Origin of the sequence: Streptomyces sp. NPDC001816 (genome assembly GCF_042892235.1) — a bacterium.
In the GTDB taxonomy this organism is placed as follows: domain Bacteria; phylum Actinomycetota; class Actinomycetes; order Streptomycetales; family Streptomycetaceae; genus Streptomyces.
In genome coordinates this window covers 128,988-151,090 of record NZ_JBIATY010000018.1, presented here as the reverse complement: position 1 = coordinate 151,090, position 22,103 = coordinate 128,988, and the positions used below count along the sequence as shown (strand labels likewise).

Below are 22,103 nucleotides of genomic sequence, written 5' to 3'. Positions count from 1 at the left end.
CGACGTCACTTCAGCTTGGCCGCCTGGGCCTTGATGACCGGGGCCGACACCGTGTAGGCCTTCTTCGTCATCATCGCGCCGATGTTGATGGTGGTGTACGTGGCGAGGGTGTTCCCGTGCCGCACGACCTCGGCGTGGAGCGGCAGGGCGCCGTCCTTGCCCGAGTCATTGGTCGCCGTGAAGGCCACCGACTCGTCGCCCGTGCCCGAGGACTTCTCCTCCGCGACCTTGGTGAACTTGCCCTTCTCGCCGTCCTGCTCGCCGGAGAAGCCGCCCGAGCAGGACTTCACCGCGTCGGTCACCGACTTCAGGGCCGACTCGGCGCCGTCACCGTCGTACGAGGCCAGGGTGACCACGGTGACGTCCAGGTCCATGGACTTGTTGAGCGCGTCCTCGAACTTGCCGTCGGCCAGGTCGTCCAGGGACGTGGCCTTGTCCGTGGGTTCCTTCTTGTCCTCGGTGGCCATGCGGCTGGTGTTCGCCGCCGGCTCGCCGGGCGCGATGCCGGTCAGGGCCCGGAGCACCGGGTCGCACTGGGCGTCGGCCGACTTGACCTTGCTCTTGTCGGGGATGCCGCCCTCGACGGGGCCGACCTTGTAGCCGGGCACCTCGCCCTTGGCGATGATCAGCTGCTTCAGTTCCGCGGCGCTCAGCGCCTTCGCGGACGAGTTCCCGCCCTTGCCGTCCGCGGAGTCCTTCGACCCCCCGTCGGAGCAGCCGGTGATGAGGGCGAGCGACAGCGCGCTCACAGCTGCGGTGGCGCACAGCCGCACGCCCGATGATCTCTTCATGGGCGGACTATGCGTTCTCCGTCAAAGAAGAGTCAAGCTCAATTAAAAGCCGAGGCGTTCCCGGCGTACCGAATACACCACGAATCCGGCACCCACGGCGAGGAACAGGCTGCCGCCGACCACGTAGGGCGTGGTGTCGAAGCTGCCGGTGTCGGCGAGCTGGGTGCTGTCCGAGGCGCCCGTGGCGTCGGTGGCCGCGGCCTCGGAGATCGCCTTCGCCTGCTGGGTGACCTGCGTCGTTCCGGTCACCTCCGTGGTCGCTCTGGCCGTGCCGTCCTGCGACGCGTTGGCGGACGGGACGAACCACAGGGCGCACAGCAGGGTCCCCGCGGCGGTGGCGGTCAGCAGCGGACGGCGAGCGGAAGGCACGGAATATCGATCCCCCTTGTGACGCTGGCGAATTGGCCGTGTGGGGCGATGTTAGTGAAAATCGCGGGTCACAGGAAAGTCACGGGAGGTTTCAGTCGTACGCTCCGGTCATGAGCACGGAAGAGACATCACGTTTTGTACGGCTTCGGGTGGAGCTGGTTCTTGAGGTGCACGACGGGGACGAGGTGACCAAGGCCGCGCTGGGCCGGCTCACCGCCGATCCCGAGCTGCCTCCGGAGGAGCGGGCCCATGCCGAGAACGCTGTGACGGAAGACACCGCGGAGGCCCTCGCCTATCTCGTGGACCCGTTCGACCTGGTCAGCGAGGTACCCGGGGTGGAACTCCAGCAGGCCTCCTGGTCCAGCGAGCGGATCGAGTACGACCCGGATTCGCCGGACTGGGAGTTGGACGAGGAAGATGGGGGCGACGACGAGGAAGAGGGCGGCATCGGCTGAGCGGCCCGGGGAACCCGGCCCCGGACGGCAACCGCCGTCCGGGGTTTCGTCGTCCCAGGGGGCGCACGGACGGTTTCCGCACCACCTGTCCCGGGCGGGACGTGGTGTGGCCCACATATTCGATCTCTGTGGAACGGGGCGGACCGGCCGTAGCGTTGATGCTTCCTACGGGGGCTTTCGGGGATTCCGCGGATTCGGCAGCGATGGAGAAGCGTGTGATGACGGACAGTAAGCGGCGCAAGGGCCTGACGGTCGCGTCCGCACTGCTCGGCGGTGTACTGGTACTCACCGGGTGTTCCGGCGGCGACGACGCCAAGTCCGGCGACAACGCAGACACCTCCCAGGCCAAGGCCGACGAGGCGGCGGCCAAGAAGTCCTCCGAGGCCCGGATCACGATCACGCCCAAGGACGGCTCCAACAACGCCTCCATCAACAACTCCGCCGCCGTCACGGTCGCCAAGGGCACCCTCACCGGTGTGACCATGACCACGGCCGACGGCAAGGCGGTCGCGGGCGCGCTGTCCGCCGACAAGAAGAGCTGGAAGCCGACCGCCCAGCTGGAGCGCTCCACCAGCTACAAGGTCGCCGCGGAGGCCAAGGACGCCGCGGGCCTCGTCGCCCACGAGAACGCCTCCTTCACCACCGTCTCCCCGGCCAACAGCTTCATAGGCAACTTCACGCCGGAGGACGGCTCCACCGTCGGCGTGGGCATGCCGGTGTCGATCAACTTCGACAAGGCGATCACCAACAAGACCGCCGTCCAGAAGGGCATCACGGTCACCTCCAGCAGCGGCCAGGAGGTCGTGGGCCACTGGTTCAACGCCAACCGCATCGACTTCCGGCCCGAGACGTACTGGAAGGAGAACTCCACCGTCACTCTGAAGCTCAACCTGGACGGTGTCCAGGGCGCGAGCGGCGTCTACGGCGTGCAGCAGAAGACGGTCACCTTCCACATCGGCCGCAACCAGGTCTCCTACGTCGACGCGCAGACCAAGCAGATGAAGGTCACGCAGGACGGCAAGACCATCAAGACCATCCCGATCTCGGCCGGTTCGCCCGAGAACAAGACGTACCAGGGCATCATGGTCATGCAGGAGAAGTTCAAGGAGACGCGCATGAACGGCGCGACCGTGGGCTTCACCGACGACGACGGCAAGGGCGAGTACGACATCAAGGACGTGCCGCACGCCATCCGCCTGACCAGCTCGGGCACCTTCCTGCACGGCAACTACTGGGGCGCGAAGTCCATCTTCGGCAGCGTCAACACCAGCCACGGCTGCGTGGGCCTGTCCGACACCAAGGGCGCCAAGGACCCGAACACGCCGGCCGCGTGGATGTACAACAACTCCCTGATCGGTGACGTGGTGGTCGTCCAGCACACCGGCGACAAGACCGTCTCCCCGGACAACGGCCTCAACGGCTGGAACATGGACTGGGCGCAGTGGAAGGCCGGTTCGGCCGCCTGACAGCCCCTTCACAGCCTTTCCGATGCCGCCCCCAGGGGCGGCATCGGTGTTTCCGGGGCCTTCCCGGGGGCGGCCACAGCCTTCTCATGGTTCTTTTATTTCGGCCTTATCGAGTCATCACGGTCCGTCCCTAGCTTGCGGGCATGTTCTTCACCTACCTGAGGCGCGAACTGCGCCGCCGCAGAAAGGCGGCCCTGGTCGTCGCCTCCGGCCTCGCGCTGGGCATCGCACTGGTCATCGTGGTCAACTCCGTGTCCAGCGGCATGGGGAAGGCCCAGGACAAGGTCCTGCAGTCGCTGTACGGACTGGGCACGGACATGACCGTCACCAAGGCGGCATCGGCGTCCACCGGCGACGCCCAGCGGCCCCGCTTCCAGTTCGACGCCCGGGGCAACGACGACGACTCCACCCAGAGCAGCGACCGCGTCATGGTGCAGGGCTTCCAGACGCTGTCGACCTCGACCGTGGCCAAGGTCGGCGCGCAGTCCGGCGTCTCGGACGCGGTCGGCGGGCTGAGCCTTCAGGTCATCAAGATCAACGGCCAGTTCACGCGCGGCCAGTTCCAGCAGAACGGCAACGGCGGCAGCCAGCGCGGCGGCCCCGGCGGAACCGGCCAGCCGCAGGGCGAAGTGCAGGGCGGCGGCGCCGACTTCGACGTCAACAACTACTCCGTCTACGGCACCGACGTCACCGAGCCGGCCCTCGGCCCGCTGACCTCCTCGAAGATCACCAGCGGTCGTACGTTCAAGGCGACGGAGACCAACGCCAAGGTCGTCGTGGCCGACTCCGCCTACGCCAAGCAGAAGAAGTACAAGGTCGGCTCCACCGTCACCATCAAGGGCGTCAAGTTCAAGGTGATCGGCGTCGCCACCGCCGACAGCGGCGACTCGGCCGCCAACCTGTACATCCCGCTCAAGCAGGCGCAGACACTGAGCGACTCGAAGAACAAGGTCACCACGATCTACGTCAAGGCGACCGACTCGCAGAAGATCGACAGCGTCAAGTCGGCGATCCAGAAGAACGTCTCGGGTACGACGGTCACCACGTCCGCCGACCTCGCGGACACTGTCTCCGGCTCCCTGTCCACCGCCTCCTCCCTCGCCACCAACGTCGGCAAGTGGCTGTCCATCGCGGTGCTGGTGGCCGCGTTCCTGGTCGCGGGCCTGCTCACCTCCTCCGCCGTCTCCCGGCGCGTCCGCGAGTTCGGCACGCTGAAGGCCCTGGGCTGGAAGTCCGGCCGCGTGACCCGGCAGGTCGTCGGCGAGGCCGTCGTCAACGGCCTGGTGGGCGGCGCCCTCGGCATCGCCCTCGGCCTGGCGGGCGCGTACGTCGTCACGGCGATCAGCCCGACCCTGCAGGCCCAGTTGGGTGGCGGCACGGGCGGTGGCGGTTTCGGCGGTGGTCCGGGCGGCGATGGCGGTTTCGGCGGCGGCCCTGGCCGGCAGGCGGCGAAGACCCTGGAGGTCGCCCTCACAGCCCCGGTCAGCGCGACGACGATCGCCCTCGCGGTAGGTCTGGCGGTAGCAGGTGGCCTGATCGCGGGGGCATTCGGAGGGTGGCGGGCGTCGCGGCTGCGCCCGGCGGATGCGTTGAGGCGGGTGGAGTAGCTCAGCTTTTCGGCGGGGCTGACCGGTCCAACGCAGGGGCGCGGGGCTGTATCGATATGCGGCTCCGCCGCGCGGGCGCGACCAGCCCCCACTCACCCGCAGCCAAAACCGATCCAGGAGCCACCATGTACGAACTGAAGAACGTAACCAAGCGCTACACCAGGGGCAAAGACACCGTCCACGCCCTCGACGGCATAGACCTCACCATCGGCGACGGCGACCGGCTCGTCATCCAGGGCCCCACAGGCGGAGGCAAGTCCACCCTCCTCCAGATGCTCGGCGGCCTCGACCGCCCCACCGAGGGCGAAGTCATCCTCGACGGCACCGACTTGGCCAAGCTGAGTGAAGCCCGGCTGACAAAAGTCCGCAGCGAGAACATCGGCTTCGTCTTCCAGTCCTTCAACCTCATCCCGACCCTCACCGCCCAGGAGAACGTGGAGACCGCTCTCGTCCCCCTCGGCATCAAGGTCAAGGAGCGCCGCGAACTGGCCGCCGAAGCGCTGAAGTCCGTAGGCCTCGGCGAACGCCTCTCGCACCTGCCCTCCGAAATGTCCGGAGGACAGCAGCAGCGCGTCGCCATCGCCCGCGCACTCGTCAAGCGGCCGAAGGTCCTCCTCGCCGACGAGCCGACCGGCAACCTCGACGAGGGCATGCGCGACGAGATCATGGACGTACTCGAACGCCTTTGGAAGGAGCACGGGTTGACCTTCATCATGGTCACCCACGACTCCGCCATCGCGAAGAAGGCCCCGCGGCTGGCCACCATCCGCAAGGGCAAGATCACGGTGAGGGAGAACGCGGGCGCCTGACGGCGTATAACACCGTTCGTACGAACGGGACTTCGCGATTCTGTAACGGTGTCTCCCCCGGCGCGTAACAGTTTTGGGTAGCGCTTTCTTACGGTCCTCTCACATCTTGAGCCGTCTGATCACCCCCCGGTAACTTCGGGATCCGGGGGGTTGACGTGCAGGTGTACGGGACTTCCCCCCGCCGGGTGAATGGGGATTCGCCCGGTCACTCATCTCCAGGGGGAGAACTTGCGCAGACAAGTGAAAAGAGCAGCTGCGGCCACTGTGGCCACCGCCGCAGCCGTCGCCCTCGCAGCGGGTATGACCAGCCCCGCGTCGGCGAAGCCCGAGCAGCGCGTCCCGGCCGCTGCCTCCTCGCTCAGCGTCAAGCACCACGTCACCCTGATCACCGGCGACCGTGTCGCCCTCGACGCCAAGGGCCGCGTCGTCGGCCTCCAGCGGGCCAAGGGGCGGGAGCACATACCCGTCCAGGTCCGCAAGGCCGACGGACACACGCTCGTCATTCCCGCCGACGCGGCCCGCCTGGTCGCCTCCGGCAAGCTGGACCAGCGGCTGTTCGACATCACCGAGCTGAACAAGGCCGCCACCCGCAAGGCCCAGAAGAACGGCCTGAAGGTCATCGTCGGCTACCGCGGTTCCGCCGCGGCTGCCAAGCAGGACGTCCGCGACGCGGGCCACCTGCGCCGCAGCCTCACCGCGCTGAACGCGGACGCGGTGCAGACCCCGGTCAAGGACACCGCCGAGCTGTGGGGCGCCGTCACCAACGGCGACAAGACCGCCTCCGGCATCGCGCACGTCTGGCTCGACGGCGTCCGCAAGGCCTCGCTCGACAAGTCGGTGCCGCAGATCGGCGCCCCGACCGCGTGGGCCGCCGGCTACACCGGCAAGGGAGTCAAGGTCGCCGTCCTGGACACGGGTGTGGACGCCAGCCACCCGGACCTCAAGGACCAGGTGGTCGACTCCAAGAACTTCACCGCCGCTGCCGACGCCAAGGACCACTTCGGTCACGGCACGCACGTCGCCTCCATCGTGGCGGGCACCGGCGCCAAGTCGGGCGGCAAGTACAAGGGCGTCGCCCCCGACGCCAAGATCCTCAACGGCAAGGTCCTGGACGACACCGGCTCCGGTGACGACTCCGGCATCCTCGCCGGCATGGAGTGGGCGGCCTCGCAGGGCGCCTCGGTCATCAACCTGAGCCTCGGCGGCTACGACACGCCCGAGATCGACCCGCTCGAGGCCGAGGTCAACAAGCTCTCCGCCGAGAAGGGCATCCTGTTCGCGATCGCCGCGGGCAACGAGGGCCCCCAGTCGATCGGTTCGCCGGGCAGCGCGGACGCCGCGCTCACCGTCGGCGCGGTCGACGACAAGGACAAGCTGGCCGACTTCTCCTCGACCGGCCCGCGCACCGGCGACGGCGCCATCAAGCCGGACGTCACCGCGCCCGGTGTGGACATCACCGCCGCCGCGGCCAAGGGCAGCTTCATCGACAAGGAGGTCGGTGAGAAGCCCGAGGGCTACCTGACCATCTCCGGTACGTCGATGGCCACCCCGCACGTCGCGGGCGCCGCCGCGATCCTGAAGCAGGAGCACCCCGACTGGGGCTACTCCGAGCTGAAGGGCGCGCTCACCGGCTCCACCAAGGGCGGCAAGTACACGCCGTTCCAGCAGGGTTCGGGCCGGATCGCGGTCGACAAGGCCATCAAGCAGTCCGTGATCGCCGACCCGGTGTCGGTCAGCTTCGGTGTGCAGCAGTGGCCGCACACGGACGACACCCCGGTCACCAAGCAGGTGTCGTACCGCAACCTCGGCGACAAGGACGTCACCCTCAACCTGACCAGCACCGCCACCGACCCCAAGGGCGCGGCGGCTCCGGCGGGCTTCTTCAAGCTCGCCGCGACCAAGGTGACGGTCCCGGCGCACGGCAAGGCCTCCGTCGGCCTGACGGTCAACACCAAGCTGGGCGGCACCATCGACGGCTCCTACTCCGCTTACGTGACCGCGACCGGCGGCGGGCAGACCGTCCGCACGGCAGCCGCGGTGCAGCGCGAGGTGGAGTCGTACGACGTCACGCTGAAGTTCATCGGCCGTGACGGCAAGCCGGCTCCGTATTACAGCGCCGACATGGCCGGTGTGGCGGGCCTCGCCAGCGGCCAGTGGCTGAGCCCGTACGACAAGTCCGGCACGGTGAAGGTGCGCGCGCCCAAGGGCACGTACATCCTCAACACCGCCACCTACGTGGACCCGAACGACGGCACCAAGGGCGTCGACTGGATCGCCCAGCCGAAGCTGACCGTCTCCGGCAAGCAGACGATCACGATCGACGCGCGCAAGGCCAAGCCGGTGGACATCACCGTCCCGGCCACGGGCCTGAAGTCCCAGTTCGCCTCGCCGGAGTGGGACGTCACGATCGGCGACGGCCAGTACGGCTACGGCTGGTTCCTCGACTCGTACGACAACTTCCACACCGCTCACCTCGGTGGGTCGCTGCCCGCGGGCACGCTCTACCAGCAGTGGGACGCGCACTGGTCCAAGGGCGCCGGCGAGGAGTACGACGTCACCTCCGGCGGTCCGGTCACCAAGCTCGCCACCGGCTTCACCAAGCACTACAAGGCGGGCGACCTGACCACGGTGAAGGCCCGGCTCGGTGCCGCCGCGAGCGGCAAGAAGGGCTCCGTCAACGCGGTGGGCTGGCTGCCGGGCAGCACCAGCGCCTCCTCCATCGGCATCCCGCAGACCCTGCCCGGCACCCGCACCCTGCACCTGTCGGCCAAGGGCGGCGTGAAGTGGCAGCTGGAGTTCGAGCAGGACGGCGGGGTGGACCCGGACGGGTTCCCGATCGCCGACGCGTCCTACTCGGCCGCCGCGCAGTCCTTCACGGCGGGCAAGTCGTACTCGAAGACCTTCAACACCGCGGTCTTCGCCCCGCTGGTCAACGCCGACTTCGGTGTCTTCCGGGACGGCAACGAGATCTACGGCTCGATGCCGCTGTTTGCGGACGGCGCCAAGCACGCCGGTTCGTCGACGTTCACCTCGGCGACCACGACCCTGTACCGGGGCGGCGTCAAGGTCGGCTCCAACCACGACCCGTTGTTCGGCGAGACCTTCAAGGTGCCCGCCGGTGACGCCGCGTACAAGCTGACCACCTCGGTCAAGCGCTCGGCCAAGGTGTCGGAGGCCTCCAGCCGGATCGACGCGGCCTGGACCTTCCGCTCCAAGAAGCCGGCGGGCGGCTCCGCGAAGCTCCCCGTCTCCGCCCTGTACTTCGGCGCCAAGACCGGCCTGGACAGCCGTGTCGAGGCCGGGAAGAAGGTCACCTTCCCGGTCACCGTCGAGGGCGCGGCCGCGGGCAGCAACCTGAAGTCCCTGGCGGTGTACGTCTCCTACGACGGCAAGACCTTCAAGAAGGTCGACGTCCGCGGCGGCAAGATCACCGTGAAGAACCCGGCGAAGAACAAGGCCATCTCGTTCCGCGCCAAGATCGCCGACAAGAAGGGCAACACGTCGACGATCACGATCTACAACGCGTACTACGGCAAGTGAGCCGTCGTACCTGAGTAGGCCGTGACCGAACGGCCCGCCGGAGCAGCAGCTTCCGGCGGGCCGTTCGTGCGTGCGGCGGACTCAGGCCGACGGCACCGCCCGGGTCGCGTCCGTGCCCCAGCTGGCCAGCAGGCGCAGGGACTGAGCCGACGGGGAACCGGGCTCCGCGTGGTACGTCACCAGCCCGAGGTCCGCGTCGCCCGCGAGCCGGAAGCCCTCGAAGTGCAGGGAGAGATCGCCGACCAGGGGGTGGTGCAGGCGCTTGACGCCGTGGCTCTTCTCCTTGACGTCGTGGGTCGCCCACAGGCGGCGGAACTCGTCGCTCTTGACGGACAGCTCGCCCACCAGCGCGGACAGCCGCGGATCGTCCGGATAGCAGCCCGCGTCCATGCGCAGGGCGCAGACGATGTCGATCGCCTTCTGCTCCCAGTCGACGAAGAGATCGCGGTACTCGGGGTGCAGGAAGACGAGCCGGGCCCAGTTGCGCTCGGCGGGCGGCAGCTGCGACCAGTCGCCGAAGACCGCGGCCGCCATCCGGTTCCAGGCCAGGATCTCCGAGCGGCGCCCGACGACGTACGCCGGCACGCCCTCCAGCACGTCCAGCAACTGGTGCAGTGCCCCCCGCACCTGCTGCTGCCGTGCTGCCGGCTTCTTCTTGTGCGCCTTCGGCTTGGCCAGGTGGGTGAGGTGGGCGTGCTCGGCGTCGGTGAGGCGCAGGGCGCGGGCGATCGAGTCCAGGACCTCCGCCGAGACATTGCGTCCGTTGCCCTGTTCCAGCCGGGTGTAGTACGCCACCGACACCCCGGCCAGCTGGGCCAGCTCCTCACGGCGCAGCCCCGGCACCCGGCGGTGCCGCCCGAAGTCGCGCAGCCCCACGTCCTCCGGCTTCAGCCGGGCCCGCCGGCTGCGCAGGAACTCGCTCAGCTCGGCGCGCCGGTCCAGCGGCCGGCCGGCGGCTGCGTCCTGCTGTTCGTCCATACGGCCAGTATCGGCCGTGCCCCGTGGTCGTACGCCCGCCAGCCTGTCCCCGCCAGTGGTAGGCACAGCGGTCGTACGAAGACCCGTGGTCTGGGTGAGCGGCGGCGCCCGCTGCAGGCTGGATGCGTGCCCGGTCGAAAGGCAACCGGGCATGACCCCCCTGCTAGGAGAACCCCCGGCATGACCACTGTTGCTGCGTACGCCGCGCCCGCCGCCAAGGCCCCGCTGGAGCGGACCACGATCGAGCGGCGCGCGGTCGGTGAGTTCGACGTCCTGATCGACATCGAATTCGCCGGCATCTGTCACTCCGACATTCACCAGGCCCGCGAGGGCTGGGGCACGGCGATCTTCCCGATGGTCCCCGGCCACGAGATCGCGGGTGTCGTCTCCGAGGTCGGTCCCGGTGTCACCCAGTACGCCGTGGGCGACCGGGTGGGCGTCGGCTGCATGGTCGACTCCTGCCGCGAGTGCGAGAACTGCCTCAAGGGCCTGGAGCAGTACTGCCTCAAGGGCAACGTCGGCACCTACAACGCCGTCGGCAAGGACGGCGAGCCCACCTACGGCGGCTACTCGCAGAAGATCGTCGTCGACGAGAACTTCGTCGTACGGATCCCGGACGGCCTGTCCCTGGACGTGGCGGCCCCGCTGCTGTGCGCCGGCATCACCACGTACTCCCCGCTGCGGCACTGGAACGCCGGCCCCGGCAAGAAGGTCGCGGTCGTCGGGCTCGGCGGCCTCGGCCACATGGCGGTCAAGATCGCGCACGCGATGGGCGCCGAGGTGACCGTGCTCTCGCAGTCCCTGCGCAAGAAGGACGACGGGCTGAAGCTGGGCGCCGACCACTACTACGCCACCAGCGACCCGAAGACCTTCGAGGAGCTGGCCGGCACGTTCGACCTGATCATCTCGACGGTGTCGGCTCCGCTGGACTTCGGCGCGTTCCTCTCGCTGCTGAGGACCGACGGCGCGCTGGTGAACGTGGGCGCCCCCGAGGAGCCGATCTCCCTCAACCTGTTCTCGGTGATCGCCGGCCGCAAGACCCTCGCCGGCTCGGGCATCGGTGGCATCCGGGAGACCCAGGAGATGCTCGACTTCTGCGCCGAGCACGGCATCGGTGCGGAGACCGAGCTGATCAGCGCGGCGCAGATCAACGAGGCGTACGAGCGGGTGCTGGCGAGCGACGTCCGGTACCGCTTCGTGATCGACACGGCGACCATCTGACCCCGTTCGGCTCATGCGGGCGGCAGGGGCTGCTCCGTCCAGACGGTCTTGCCGTCGCGGGTGTAGCGGGTGCCCCACCGCTCCGTGAGCTGCGCGACCAGGAAGAGCCCGCGTCCGCCCTCGTCCGTGCTGAGGGCCCGTCGCAGGTGCGGGGAGGTGTGGCTGGTGTCGGACACCTCGCAGGTCAGGGAGTGCGTCCGGATGAGGCGCAGGGTGACGGGGCCGGCCGCGTACCGGTAGGCGTTGGTGACCAGCTCGCTGGCGACCAGCTCGGTGGTGAAGGCCAGTTCGGTCAGCCCCCATTCGGTCAGTTTCGCCGCGGTCAGCTCCCTGGCACGGGCGGCGGAGGTCGCTTCCAGGGGCAGCTGCCACGAGGCGACGTTCTGCGGCCGCAGCACCCGGGTACGGGCGATGAGCAGCGCGATGTCGTCGATGGGGAGGTGGGCCTTGGGCAGCAGCGCGTCGACCACGGCGTGGCAGGTCTGGTCCAGCGGCTCCGTGGTGCGGGCGAGACATGCGCGCAGGCGCTCCAGCGCGGTGTCTATGTCGCCGTTGCGCGCCTCCAGGAGGCCGTCCGTGTAGAGCGTGAGCAGGCTGCCCTCGGGGAGGTCCAGATCGTACGTCTCGAAGGGCAGTCCGCCCAGGCCCAGCGGTGGACCCGCGGGCAGGTCGAGCACGGTCACCTCGCCGTCCGGGGCGGACATCACCGGTGCCGGGTGGCCGGCGCGTGCCAGGGAGCAGTGCTGGGAGACCGGATCGTAGACCGCGTAGAGGCAGGTGGCCCCGAGTATCTGCTCGATCGCCGTCTGGTTGTCGTCGGCGTTCGCCTCCAGCTCGGTGGCCAGCAGACTGACCAGATCGTCCAGCCCCGCCATCACCTCGTCCGGTTCCAGGTCGAGGCTGGCCAGGGTGCGCGCGGCGGCGCGCAGACGGCCCATCGAGGCCGCGGCGTGGATGCCGTGGCCGACCACGTCTCCCACCACGAGGGCGACCCGGGCCCCTGACAACGGGATCACGTCGAACCAGTCACCGCCGATGCCCGGTTCACCGCTGGCCGGGAGGTATCGGCAGGCCACCTCCACGGCCGGCAGGTCGGACACCGCGCTCGGCAGCAGACTGCGCTGCAGAGTGAGCGCGGCGCTCTGCTGCTGGGTGAAGCGGCGCGCGTTGTCGATGCAGACGGCCGCACGCGAGGAGAGTTCCTGGGCCACCGCGGCATCGTCGTCCTCGAAGGGTTCCGAATCGCGCGCCCGCCACAGGCTCACCACGCCCAGGACCAGGCCGCGCGCGAGCAGGGGCACCGCGATCAGCGAATGAACGCCGAGCCCCAGGGCGAGCTCGATCCGCCGCCGGTCCATGGCGTACCACTCGGGGCGGAGGGACAGCTGACCTTCGAGAATCGGGCGACGCTCGGCCAGGCACCGCGCCTGCGGAGATTCCGGCAGCAGCGGGACCACGTCGCCCTCCCGGAACGGGACGCGGTGTTCCGGTGGCGACAGGGCGGCCCGGAGCAGCGGACCCACCGCTCCGGGACCTGGTTCGTCACCCAGTGTCACGGGCTTGAGGAGGTCCACCGAGCAGTAGTCGGCCAGGCCCTGGACGGCCACCTCGGCCAGTTCCCGGGCGGTCTGTGTCACGTCCAGCGAGGTTCCGACCCGCGCGCTCGCCTCGTTCAGCAGGGCGAGCCTGCGTTGCGCCCGGTGGCGGGCGGTCACGTCCTCGATCGTCTCGGCCACGCCGAGAACACGGCCCGAGGGATCTTCCATCCGGAACGCCGAGACGGACACGATCCGTTCCCGCCCCGGATCGTGGCGGGCCCGGGCGGACTGCTCCGTGAAGAACAACGACTCGCCGGTCTCCAGGACGTGCCGTACCCGTTCGTCCTGCGGACCCGCGTCCTCGTCGACCATGAACTCGCGGGGGCGGTGGCCCACCGGCGCCTCGGCCGGGACGCCGCTCGCCTTTTCGATCGCACGGTTGACCCGGATCACTCTCCGGTCCGGGTCGTAGGTGACCAGACCGATCGGGGACCGGCGGTACAGGCCGTCCAGCAGCGCACGGTCCCGCTGCCAGGCGATGACCTCCGCCGCAGGGGCACCGACCAGGAGCCACTCCTGACCGCCCCCCTCCCGCGTGACCGCACGGGCTCGAAAACCCATCTCCACACGGCGTCCGTCGCGCTGCCGGACGGGCAGGACACCGAACCATCCCCCCGCCTTCAGGGCGTCCACGACGACGGACCGCACGACAGGCAGGTCACGGGCGTCGACCAGGAGGTCCTGCCACGCTCGTCCGATCACTTCCTTGGCCGTGTAGCCGAGCAACTCCTGCGCACGTGCGCTCCAGCCGACCACGATGCCTTGATCGTCGAGCACGGCCGAGGCACCGTGCCCGAGGGCGAACGGATCCTCAGGGCTCTCGCTGAAATGCATCGACGGCGTCCCCATAGCCACCACCTTGCCTGCCTCCGTGACTCCGATGTTCCTCTCTGCGGAGTCCGTCCGCGACCGACACGATCAGCGATGCTTCCGGTCGGCTCGGCCCGGCGGCCGAGGGCGGGGTCTCAGAGGCGGCTGTACTTGTCGATGTCCTCGGTGAACTCCTTGATCGCCTGTGCGGTGAGCGTCGGCCGGGTGTCGGCGATGGCGGTCATGTAGTCGTCGGTGCCGGCCGGCCGGCCCTTGCGCTCCGTGACCTCACGCTCGAACGCCGCCTGCGCGCCCTTACGGGCGGCGAACTCGATGTCGGCGGGGGTGAACAGTTCGCTGGCCTCGACCAGTCGGGTGAGGTCCACCGAATCGCCGGTGGCCCTGAGATAGCGGGTCCAGATCGCCGCGCGGGCGGTCGGGTCGGGCGGGCCGATGGGGATGACGTAGTCGAACCGGCCCGGCCTCAGGAACGCCGGATCGAGCGAACGCACGGAATTGGTGGCGCAGGCCAGCAGCCGCGCGTCGTGCTCGCGGAAGCCAGGGATCAGTTTGAGCAGCTCGTTGGTCACCCCGTGCCCCGGGTCGACCGCTTGCCCGGACCGCACGCCGGCGATCTCCTCGACCTCGTCGATGAAGAGCAGCACCGAGTCCAGTTCCGCCAGATCCGCGAAGGCCTCCCGAAGCGCCGCGGCCAGCCCCTCGCTCGTGTCGGCCGCGAGCCGGGACGGAAACAGCTCCACGAACGGCCAGCCGAGCCGCGAGGCGACCGCCTTGGCGAAGCTGGTCTTCCCGGTGCCAGGGGGGCCGAACAGGACGATCGCCTTGGGCGGGGCGACACCGTAACGGTCGGCCAGCGCGGGCTCCGTCAGCGGGAGCACGACACGGCGTTCGACCACCTGCTTCTCGCGCTCCATGCCGGCCATCGCGTCCCAGAGCCCCGCGGGGAGCATGCGACCGCCCAACGCCGCGAGAACGTCGGCGTTGGCGGTTCCCGGGGGTTCGAGCTTCTCGTAGTAGGTCAGGTCGTCGCGGAACCGGTAGCCGGAGTTCTCCAGGGCCTTCGTCCCGGCGGCACCGGCGGGCAGGAGTGCGCTGATGTGGCGCGTGCCCAGTGCTCGCAGGCGTCGCTCCAGCTCGGTGAGGAGCGCACTGCCGATCCCGCGCTCGCGCCATCGGGAGGCGAGGGCCACCAGGAGGATCCACCCGCGCTTGTCGTGCGCCTGGGCCACGGCCATGCCCACGAGTTCGTCCCCGACCACTGCGACGACCGCCGTCTGACCGCCCTTGGCCGCAGCCATGACCTCGGATACGGGAAACACCCGGTCCTCGCCGCCCCGGCGGCTCTGGTCCCAGATCTGAATGGCCTGGTCGAGATCGTCGTCGTGATAGTCGCGCAGATGCCAAGCGGGCATGGTCACCCCTCACCCTGCGGGAGAGTCTCATTGTCCCAGCCAGGCACGGCGGCCGCACGAGCGCGCTCGGCGGCAGAGCAGCCCGGGGGCCGATGGGCGTGGTCAGGTGCCGCGTCGACTCTCGTCCGGCGGAACGTCCGTGGAGGCGCGGTCTGCCGGCGCCGTCGGGGGTTCGGTGGCGCCGGGAGTCCAGGAGCAGGCCAGGGAGCCGCCGATCAGACCGCTGATCAGTCCGAGGAAGAGGCCGCCGAAGTTCGCGACGGGGAAGGAGATGAGGGTGAGCAGGAGAGTGGCGATCCCGCAGAACATGCGGAGGTGCGGCTGGTACCAGAGGGTGATCCCCAGGGTGATGAGCAGGACTCCGATGACCAGGGCTCCGGCACCGGACGTGGTCGACATGGCCAGCGGAATTCCGACCGGGTCCAGATGCGCGTACGGCCAGTACAGGATGGGCAGTCCCGCTGCCGAGGTGAAGAGCCCCGCCCAGAAGGGACGTTCGCCACGCCAGGTTCTGAATCCGTGCCGGGCACGCGCTGCGGTGACGCGCAGTCGGTGGCGTCTGCCCAGGAGGTTGGTGATCACGTGTGCCCGCCCAGGACTCAGAAGCATTCGTGACGGCCGTGTTCGAGGTGGACGCGCAGGCCGGGGATGTTGAACGTACCGGCGGAGAGCGCGACCGCGGTCAGGCGCACGTCGGTCAGGGAGACCGACGTGGCCTGCTGCCCGAAGCCGTTGGGGTCGAAGTAGGGCGAGTTCCTGTCGCCCGGATTGATCGGACCCTTGAAGATCTCCCCCGTCGCGATTCCTTGATCGAGGCCCTTGAAATTCGCCTGCCCGGCCGACTGGGACGTCGTGTCGAGGAACAGGTTCGATGCTTCGACCGGTCGTTCGCTTCCGCCGGTGAGCTTGAACGTCTGTACGCCCAGCACCGGGATCTCGATCAGTACGGACTGGCACAGCTCGGTGATCGTCGTGTGCCGGGATCCGGTGACCAGCACCGGCACACGCTCGCCCTTCCTGGTCACGTCCACCATGCCGTAGACGCTGAACCCGCGAGCGGTCAGCGTGTCCGCGGTGACCTGGAACTCCTTGCCGGAAATGAGGAACGACGCGGCCAGTGCGCCCTGTCCCATGGCGATGCCGAGGGCCGCGCAGGCTGCGACGCTGGGTACCAGGAATGCCGCAAAGCGCCGCCAATTGGTTTTGCCGACGCGGGGCGACATCCTGTCTCCTTCGGTCATGGCGCGAGCTGCCTCTACCTGGACTGAACGGATGTTTTCCTCGCCACCCAGTGACGGATCCTAGGCTTCCGGTTGTGCCAATCGGCTGCACGCCAGGGCCGCCATACGGGTGACGCACAGGGTGCTCGGCCCTTCGGGCGATGCGGTGCTCACGAGCCGAGCGGCACCGCTGCGGCGTAGGCGACGAGGCGCGCGAAGCGCAGCCACACGAGCAGATGACCGTTCAGGGGCGCCCAGCCCGGACGGAGAAGGCTCTCGATCGCGCTGATCGCCTCGGCCAGGGCGTCCCGGGTCGCGGCGTCCACGCGGCCGAGGTTCGTGAGGTACGAGGCGGCACAGTTGTCGAGGCAGACGTGCAGGCCGGCCAGCTGCGGTATCTGGCTGTCGCGGAGGAGGCTCTCGTCCGGGAAGGGAAAACGCCGGAACGCCGTGTGGCGGTTCGCGACGGCGGCGACGAGTCCCAGGCGAGAGGGGGCCGTCTCGCCGGGCCATCGAAACCCTGACAGCTGCGTGGTGATGCGGCCTGGGGTCCGTCGGCCGGCCGCCTTCTCCGCGTGGCGTCGGACGGCGAAGGACTCGACTTCGGCGAGCCAGACCGCGCGACTGGCTTCCAGAGTCTCCAGCGCACGCAGCAGGGCCGCGGGATCTCTGCGGAGATCGGGGGACGGGCACGCCGTCGCGGCGAGATAGGCCCAGGTCGCGTTGAAGCCCAGCGGACAGTAGTGCCCGACGGCACACCTGAGGGAGGTGTGCCGCCGGGCGAGTGGCACCTGCTCGTCGCGCACCCGGCGTGCGTAGGTTCTGAAGGACACCTGGTGATGTCAGCCCTCGGCCTCGGCCACGCCGATCGGGCAGGACACGCCCGTCCCGCCCAAGCCGCAGTAGCCTGCCGGGTTCTTGTCCAGGTACTGCTGGTGGTAGGCCTCGGCCGGGTAGAAGGTGCGGCCCTGCGCGGGGAGGATCTCCGTGGTGATCGTGCCGTGGCCGGAGTAGGTCAGGCGGTTCTGGTAGGAGGCGCGGGAGGCCTCGGCCGTGGCCGCCTGGGCCGGGGTGTGGGTGTAGATCGCCGAGCGGTACTGGGTGCCCACGTCGTTGCCCTGGCGGAAGCCCTGGGTCGGGTCGTGGGACTCCCAGAAGGTCTTCAGGAGGCGGTCGTAGGAGATCAGCTCGGGGTCGTGGACCACGCGGACGACCTCCGTGTGGCCGGTCAGGCCCGAGCAGACCTCCTCGTACGTGGGGTGCTCGGTGTAGCCGCCCTGGTAGCCGACCAGGGTGGTCCACACACCCGCGGGAAGCTGCCAGAACTTGCGTTCCGCGCCCCAGAAGCAGCCCAGGCCGAAGTCGGCGATCTCCAGGCCCTCGGGGTAGGGGCCGAGCAGCGGGGTGCCGAGGACGGTGTGGCGCTCGGGGACCGCGAAGGCGGGCAGGTCACGACCCTTGAGCGCCTGCTCGGGGGTGGGCAGCTGGGGTGAGCGGCCGAAGAGCATGAGGTCTCCCTGTCGGTCTGGAAGGCGGAGGCCGGCCTGGCACGTGGTCCAACGGCCCGTGCCTGAGCCGCATTCCGGTCAGGCCTCCGCCGTCACCGCCTGCACGGTGTCGTTGCGGACCTGGCAGTAGTACGCCGCCGCGCCGTCGCCCCGGTAGCTCCACGGCAGCGATTCCACATAGCCGTCGACCAGCTTGAACTGCTCCAGTGCCGCCTCGTGCCGGTCCTGGAGGTGGAGGTAGAACGCCAGCAGGTGACGCAGCTGGGCCAGGCCCGGGTGGCTGGGGTCGGCGGCCGCCGCGTCCGCGAGGCCCGCGTCCACCCTGGCCACCATCTCGGGCGTGTTGTCGGCCGCGGTGTCGGTCGACTCGTCGTGCTCGAAGTGCGCGATGAGCGGCAGCGCCGTCAGCAGGCTGCCCAGCGGCGCCTCGGCGGCCGCGCGCTCGGCGAAGTCGAACGCCAGCTGCTGCGAACCCCGCCACTTCGCGCACCAGTACTGGAGAGCCGAGAAGTGGGCCCCGAAGTGGTGCGGGGCACGGGTCTTGATCTCCGCCCAGAGCTTGTCCATCTCGGCGTTCGGGTACCCGAGGCCGAGCGCCACCCAGATCTCCGCGATGTACGGCGAGGGGTCGTCGGGGTTGAGGGCGGCCGCCCGCGCGATCTCCTCGCGCGCGCCCACCAGCGTCCGGTGGAAGCCCTGGGCCTGCTCCTGCGTCGTGTACTTGGCCCGCTGCGCACCCCGCAGCTCCCAGGCGAGGTACACCGTGCTCTGTGCCCGGACCACGGCCGCGTCCGGGTCCTCGGGGCGCGCGGCCTCCCAGGCCAGCAGCCACTCGTCGTCCTTGGCCGCGAGCGTGGCCACGTGGTTGACGAGCGTCGTACGGCGCTCCCAGTCCCGGCCGACGGTGCGCAGCGCCTCGGCGGCGGGCTCCCAGTCACCGCGGCGCACCGCGTCGAGGGCGGCGGCCCAGTCGGCGGGCAGCGGGGCGGGGTGGTCCATGTTCTGCCGTTCGGCGGGCAGCAGCCCGAGCTTCTCGGCGGCCTGCGCGGCCTCGATGCCGTCGTCGGGGCTCGGGTTGAAGAACTCCTTGAGGAAGACCCCGGCGATCCACACCACGAAGATCAGCGTGGGGACGGCCAGGACGGCCAGGATCCAGAGCAGCACGGTCATGGGAGGGTGCGGTCCGTTTCTTCGAGGGGGAGTCGAGGGGGAGGGGTGAAGGGGCGGCGTCGGCCGGAGGGGCGGTTACGGCGCGGAGGGGCTGCCGCTCACGCGGGCTGGGGCGCCATCGGTGGCAGCAGTGCCCGCAGCGGTGCGGTGTCGGGGTGGTCGGCGAGCGCCGCGTCCACCGCCGCGTCGAGTGCGGCCTCGGGGCCGTCGTCCGGTGTGTTCTCCGACGTCCAGCCGGGCAGCCGGACGGTGGCCGCGTGGGACCAGGAGAACTCCCAGTGCAGCAGCGAACGGGCGCTGAACTCGGCCAGCACCATCGTCCGCAGCGAGTTGCGCAGCCGGGGCCGTACGAACTCGCGGAAGGCCCGGCCCTTCGCCGCGGACGCCTCCTCGGACAGCGGCAGCCGCTCCGCCACCCGCCACAGCCGGCCGTCGTCGATGACCTCCAGCAGCGCGGACAGCGTCGCCGGCTGCCCGGTGTAGTCGGCGAGTGCCCCTTGCAGCGGGGTGCGCGCGGAGGACATGCCCTTGGCCATGGAGGCCTCCAGCAGCTCCTGCCACTCGGCGGTGCGTCCGAAGGCGAGCACCTCGTCCGTCAGGACGGCGTCCTCCAGCGCGGCCAGGGTGCGCCGCGGGTCGGTGAGCAGGGCGAGGGCCGCGCCCTCGGTCTCCTCGCCGCGCCCGTCGGCGGGCAGTGCCTCGATCCGGCGCACCCGCTCGGCGATCGGCGGATGGGAGTCGTACGGCGAGGCGGGCTCGGTCGGCAGGTCGGCCCGCAGCTCCGCCAGCTCCTGATCGCGGGCGGTCAGCAGCCGGCCGAAGCCGCCGAAGAACTCGCCGTGCGGCGGCAGCAGCCGTACCGGCAGGCCCAGGGTGGCGTAGGAGTCGAGGTAGAACTCGTGGGAGGCGGCCAGGGCGGGGATCTGGCGCAGCGCCGAGGCGGTCGCGTCGCGCCCGGCGATCCGGGCGGCGGCCAGGTCGGCCGCGTACTCCTGGGCGCGGGCCGTGGACAGGGAGGCGCGCAGGTAGAGCTTGCCGTAGGCGGTGTAGATCTTCGCCATCGTCCGGTACATCGCCCCGGCCCCGGCGGTGTCGATCTGCTTCGCCTTCTTGCCCTTGGCGACCCGCTTGGCGGAGGCCTGCTCCTGGCGGGCGCGCTCGGCGGCCACCTTGCCGTCGGCCTTGGCGTGGAACTGCCCGATGACCCGGGCGATCTGCACCCGGCCGCGCACCACGAGCGCGGACAGCCGGGTGTCGCCGCCGGTGAAGTGGCCGTACTCGTGGGCGAGTACGCCGCGCAGCTGCGCCTCGGTCAGACCGGAAAGCAGTGGTACGCCGAGGTAGAGGCGGCGCGGGCCGGGGAGCAGGCCGAGCAGCCGGGACTCCTCGCTGACGGCCGCGTTGACGTCGGCGGTGAGCAGGATCCGGTCGGGGGCGCGGGTGCCGGTCGCCGCCGCGAGGTCCCGGACCAGCGCCCACAGCCGGGGCTCGTCGGCCTCGGTGACCGGGATGCCGGCCGGCTCCTCGCCCCGGGGCGTGCGCAGCATGAACATGCCGCGTACGACGGGGACGGCGAGCACCGCGGTGACGATGAAGAGCTTGATGGCGGCCGGGCCGTGCAGCCCCCAGCCGAAGGCGGCGACGTCGACACCGACGAGCACCGCGAGCAGCAGCAGGCTGAGCAGATAGAAGCCGAACAGCAGGACCAGGGCGCGCAGTGCGCGCAGAGTTGCGCCCATCGGGCAGATCCCCCCACAGGACCCAGAGACATGGACATGGCAAACACCGCGTCGCGGTGCTGCCGGTGAGTGTGGGGGGACTCGGAGCACCCCGGAGCCGGCTCAAAGCAAAGCAAGAGCAAACTCGGAGCATGCGGAGTATGCCCTACCGCAGGTCAGCAGGGCAATCCACGTGATCCAAGAGCCTGCGGATCAGCCGGGCAGGGTCGCCGGGCTGCCGCCATTGGCCTCGTAGCCCGCCACCGCCAGCGCGCGGTAGACGGCGAACGCGGCGGCCGGGTCGGCGGACAGCGTCCAGGGCAGCGCGCCCACATGGCCGTCGACGTGTATCAGCTGGTCCATGGCCTCCGCCCAGCGCTCGGCGCGGACCAGGAAGAAGAGCAGCAGATGGCGGACGTGCGCGAGCATCGGGTCGTCGGGGTCGGCCGCGTGCACCGCGTGCAGCGCGCCGTGCATCGCCTTGGTGACGACATCGCTCTGATAGAAGCTCGCGACCAGGTTCACCTCGGGGAGGTGCTCGAAGACCGCGAACAGCGGCAGCGCGGCGAGCAGCGAGCCCTCGGGTGCGCGGGCCGCCGCGGCCTCGGCGAACGCGTACGCCAACTCGCGCGAGCCGTGCCACTTCTCGCACCAGTAGTGCAGCGCGGCCAGATGCGCGCCCATGTGGTTCGGCGCACGGTCCACGATGTTCAGCCACAGCTTCTCGAACTCGGGCTGCGGATAGGCGAGGCCACGGGCGACGGACAACTCGACGATGTACGGCACCGGGTCGCCCGGGGCCGGCAGCGCCGCCTGCGCGCAGGCCTGCCTCGCCTCCTCCATGATGATGCGGAAGTCGTCCGTGCCCGGCGTCGACGTCCGCCACGCCTGCTGCACCAGGAACTCGGCGTGCACCGCCGCACCGCCCGCGTCCCCCGGCTGCTCGGCCCGCCACACCCTGAGCCACTGCCCGCCCGGCGTCTCGTGCACCCCGCCCGGCCGCTGCTTCAGCTCCAGCGCCGCCGCACCGGCGAAGGCCTGCACCCGCTGCCAGCGCGCCTCGCCCTCGGCCTCGGTGCCGGCCAGCAGCTGGGCCGCGGCGCGGTAGTCCTGCGTGCGCTGCACCAGCTCCAGGACGTCCAGCAGGTCCTGGTCGGGGCCGGGCATCCGGACGTCCAGCTCCTCCTCGCGCACGAAGCCGTAGGTCGCCGGGTCGGCGGCGTCCGGGTGGCCCGGGGGCACCAGCCCGATGGCCCCGCGCCTGCGCCGGATGATCGGGAGCAGCACGAAGCTCAGCAGGACCAGCGCCATGAGCAGCCAGAGAATCGACATGACTCCAGCGAACCAGACGCCGCCGACAATTGCCCAACCCCGCCCGCCGGGCCTGTGGAAAACCTCGATGCCCGCGTG

17 protein-coding genes and 1 pseudogene are annotated in these 22,103 nt (G+C 70.1%); 6 read left to right on the top strand and 12 right to left on the bottom strand.

Annotated elements, in window-relative coordinates; genetic code table 11:
* Nucleotides 1–5: 5 nt before the first annotated feature.
* A complete protein-coding gene (locus ACFYZZ_RS42210; RefSeq protein WP_389188436.1) occupies nucleotides 6–791 on the bottom strand; it encodes a hypothetical protein in 786 nt (261 codons plus the stop codon).
* A 42-nt stretch (nucleotides 792–833) separates the two neighbouring features.
* Complete coding sequence (locus ACFYZZ_RS42205) at nucleotides 834–1,160, bottom strand: LAETG motif-containing sortase-dependent surface protein (RefSeq protein ID WP_389188433.1); 327 nt, start codon at nucleotides 1,158–1,160, stop codon at nucleotides 834–836.
* Between the two features lie 110 nt (nucleotides 1,161–1,270).
* Here ACFYZZ_RS42205 and ACFYZZ_RS42200 point away from each other — a divergent pair, with 110 nt between their 5' ends.
* The 5 genes from ACFYZZ_RS42200 (at nucleotide 1,271) to ACFYZZ_RS42180 (ending at nucleotide 9,037) form a co-directional block, all read left to right on the top strand.
* Nucleotides 1,271–1,615, top strand: a complete 345-nt coding sequence (locus tag ACFYZZ_RS42200) for a hypothetical protein (protein ID WP_389188431.1) — start codon at nucleotides 1,271–1,273, stop codon at nucleotides 1,613–1,615.
* 218 nt (nucleotides 1,616–1,833) lie between these two features.
* Nucleotides 1,834–3,081 carry an Ig-like domain-containing protein gene (locus ACFYZZ_RS42195; RefSeq protein WP_389188428.1) on the top strand — a complete coding sequence of 416 codons (1,248 nt, stop codon included), beginning with the start codon at nucleotides 1,834–1,836 and terminating at the stop codon, nucleotides 3,079–3,081.
* A gap of 143 nt (nucleotides 3,082–3,224) precedes the next feature.
* On the top strand, nucleotides 3,225–4,688 hold the full coding sequence (locus ACFYZZ_RS42190; protein WP_389188425.1) for an ABC transporter permease: 1,464 nt from the start codon (nucleotides 3,225–3,227) through the stop codon (nucleotides 4,686–4,688).
* A gap of 125 nt (nucleotides 4,689–4,813) precedes the next feature.
* A complete protein-coding gene (locus ACFYZZ_RS42185) occupies nucleotides 4,814–5,497 on the top strand; it encodes an ABC transporter ATP-binding protein (RefSeq protein ID WP_389188422.1) in 684 nt (227 codons plus the stop codon).
* A gap of 240 nt (nucleotides 5,498–5,737) precedes the next feature.
* On the top strand, nucleotides 5,738–9,037 hold the full coding sequence (locus ACFYZZ_RS42180) for a S8 family serine peptidase (protein WP_389188419.1): 3,300 nt from the start codon (nucleotides 5,738–5,740) through the stop codon (nucleotides 9,035–9,037).
* Nucleotides 9,038–9,118: 81 nt separating this feature from the next.
* Here ACFYZZ_RS42180 and ACFYZZ_RS42175 read toward each other — a convergent pair whose 3' ends face one another.
* Nucleotides 9,119–10,015 (bottom strand): helix-turn-helix domain-containing protein, encoded by an 897-nt coding sequence (locus ACFYZZ_RS42175; RefSeq protein ID WP_389188416.1) that lies wholly within the window; start codon nucleotides 10,013–10,015, stop codon nucleotides 9,119–9,121.
* A 180-nt stretch (nucleotides 10,016–10,195) separates the two neighbouring features.
* Between ACFYZZ_RS42175 and ACFYZZ_RS42170 the strand changes: the two genes are divergently transcribed.
* Entirely contained in the window at nucleotides 10,196–11,236 is a 1,041-nt protein-coding gene (locus ACFYZZ_RS42170; RefSeq protein ID WP_389188413.1) for an NAD(P)-dependent alcohol dehydrogenase, read from the top strand.
* Between the two features lie 11 nt (nucleotides 11,237–11,247).
* Here the strand turns inward: ACFYZZ_RS42170 and ACFYZZ_RS42165 are convergent, their stop codons facing one another.
* The 9 genes and pseudogenes from ACFYZZ_RS42165 to ACFYZZ_RS42125 all read right to left on the bottom strand — a co-directional run bounded on the left by ACFYZZ_RS42165 (nucleotide 11,248) and on the right by ACFYZZ_RS42125 (nucleotide 22,025).
* On the bottom strand, nucleotides 11,248–13,683 hold the full coding sequence (locus ACFYZZ_RS42165; RefSeq protein ID WP_389188410.1) for a SpoIIE family protein phosphatase: 2,436 nt from the start codon (nucleotides 13,681–13,683) through the stop codon (nucleotides 11,248–11,250).
* A 116-nt stretch (nucleotides 13,684–13,799) separates the two neighbouring features.
* A complete protein-coding gene (locus tag ACFYZZ_RS42160) occupies nucleotides 13,800–15,077 on the bottom strand; it encodes an ATP-binding protein (protein ID WP_389188407.1) in 1,278 nt (425 codons plus the stop codon).
* A gap of 102 nt (nucleotides 15,078–15,179) precedes the next feature.
* Nucleotides 15,180–15,659 carry a DUF6114 domain-containing protein gene (locus tag ACFYZZ_RS42155; RefSeq protein WP_389188404.1) on the bottom strand — a complete coding sequence of 160 codons (480 nt, stop codon included), beginning with the start codon at nucleotides 15,657–15,659 and terminating at the stop codon, nucleotides 15,180–15,182.
* Nucleotides 15,660–15,676: 17 nt separating this feature from the next.
* Nucleotides 15,677–16,300 carry a DUF6230 family protein gene (locus ACFYZZ_RS42150; RefSeq protein ID WP_389188402.1) on the bottom strand — a complete coding sequence of 208 codons (624 nt, stop codon included), beginning with the start codon at nucleotides 16,298–16,300 and terminating at the stop codon, nucleotides 15,677–15,679.
* A gap of 167 nt (nucleotides 16,301–16,467) precedes the next feature.
* A complete protein-coding gene (locus tag ACFYZZ_RS42145; protein WP_389188399.1) occupies nucleotides 16,468–17,130 on the bottom strand; it encodes a hypothetical protein in 663 nt (220 codons plus the stop codon).
* A 9-nt stretch (nucleotides 17,131–17,139) separates the two neighbouring features.
* A pseudogene (gene msrA, locus ACFYZZ_RS42140) lies at nucleotides 17,140–17,610 on the bottom strand (peptide-methionine (S)-S-oxide reductase MsrA); the annotation flags it as partial.
* 273 nt (nucleotides 17,611–17,883) lie between these two features.
* The gene (locus ACFYZZ_RS42135; RefSeq protein ID WP_389188396.1) at nucleotides 17,884–18,975 is read right to left on the bottom strand and encodes a hypothetical protein; all 1,092 of its coding nucleotides are present in this window, start codon (nucleotides 18,973–18,975) and stop codon (nucleotides 17,884–17,886) included.
* A gap of 98 nt (nucleotides 18,976–19,073) precedes the next feature.
* Entirely contained in the window at nucleotides 19,074–20,714 is a 1,641-nt protein-coding gene (locus tag ACFYZZ_RS42130) for a M48 family metallopeptidase (protein ID WP_389188394.1), read from the bottom strand.
* 192 nt (nucleotides 20,715–20,906) lie between these two features.
* Nucleotides 20,907–22,025, bottom strand: a complete 1,119-nt coding sequence (locus tag ACFYZZ_RS42125; RefSeq protein ID WP_389188391.1) for a hypothetical protein — start codon at nucleotides 22,023–22,025, stop codon at nucleotides 20,907–20,909.
* Nucleotides 22,026–22,103: the final 78 nt, after the last annotated feature.

Coding starts and splice junctions, on each gene's coding strand:
- ACFYZZ_RS42130 (WP_389188394.1), bottom strand. CDS start 20,714: ATGGGCGCAACTCTGCGCGCACTGCGCGCCCTGGTCCTGCTGTTCGGC.
- ACFYZZ_RS42150 (WP_389188402.1), bottom strand. CDS start 16,300: ATGTCGCCCCGCGTCGGCAAAACCAATTGGCGGCGCTTTGCGGCATTC.
- ACFYZZ_RS42160 (WP_389188407.1), bottom strand. CDS start 15,077: ATGCCCGCTTGGCATCTGCGCGACTATCACGACGACGATCTCGACCAG.
- ACFYZZ_RS42175 (WP_389188416.1), bottom strand. CDS start 10,015: ATGGACGAACAGCAGGACGCAGCCGCCGGCCGGCCGCTGGACCGGCGC.
- ACFYZZ_RS42185 (WP_389188422.1), top strand. CDS start 4,814: ATGTACGAACTGAAGAACGTAACCAAGCGCTACACCAGGGGCAAAGAC.
- ACFYZZ_RS42135 (WP_389188396.1), bottom strand. CDS start 18,975: ATGACCGTGCTGCTCTGGATCCTGGCCGTCCTGGCCGTCCCCACGCTG.
- ACFYZZ_RS42210 (WP_389188436.1), bottom strand. CDS start 791: ATGAAGAGATCATCGGGCGTGCGGCTGTGCGCCACCGCAGCTGTGAGC.
- ACFYZZ_RS42200 (WP_389188431.1), top strand. CDS start 1,271: ATGAGCACGGAAGAGACATCACGTTTTGTACGGCTTCGGGTGGAGCTG.
- ACFYZZ_RS42165 (WP_389188410.1), bottom strand. CDS start 13,683: ATGGGGACGCCGTCGATGCATTTCAGCGAGAGCCCTGAGGATCCGTTC.
- ACFYZZ_RS42170 (WP_389188413.1), top strand. CDS start 10,196: ATGACCACTGTTGCTGCGTACGCCGCGCCCGCCGCCAAGGCCCCGCTG.
- ACFYZZ_RS42190 (WP_389188425.1), top strand. CDS start 3,225: ATGTTCTTCACCTACCTGAGGCGCGAACTGCGCCGCCGCAGAAAGGCG.
- ACFYZZ_RS42125 (WP_389188391.1), bottom strand. CDS start 22,025: ATGTCGATTCTCTGGCTGCTCATGGCGCTGGTCCTGCTGAGCTTCGTG.
- ACFYZZ_RS42195 (WP_389188428.1), top strand. CDS start 1,834: ATGACGGACAGTAAGCGGCGCAAGGGCCTGACGGTCGCGTCCGCACTG.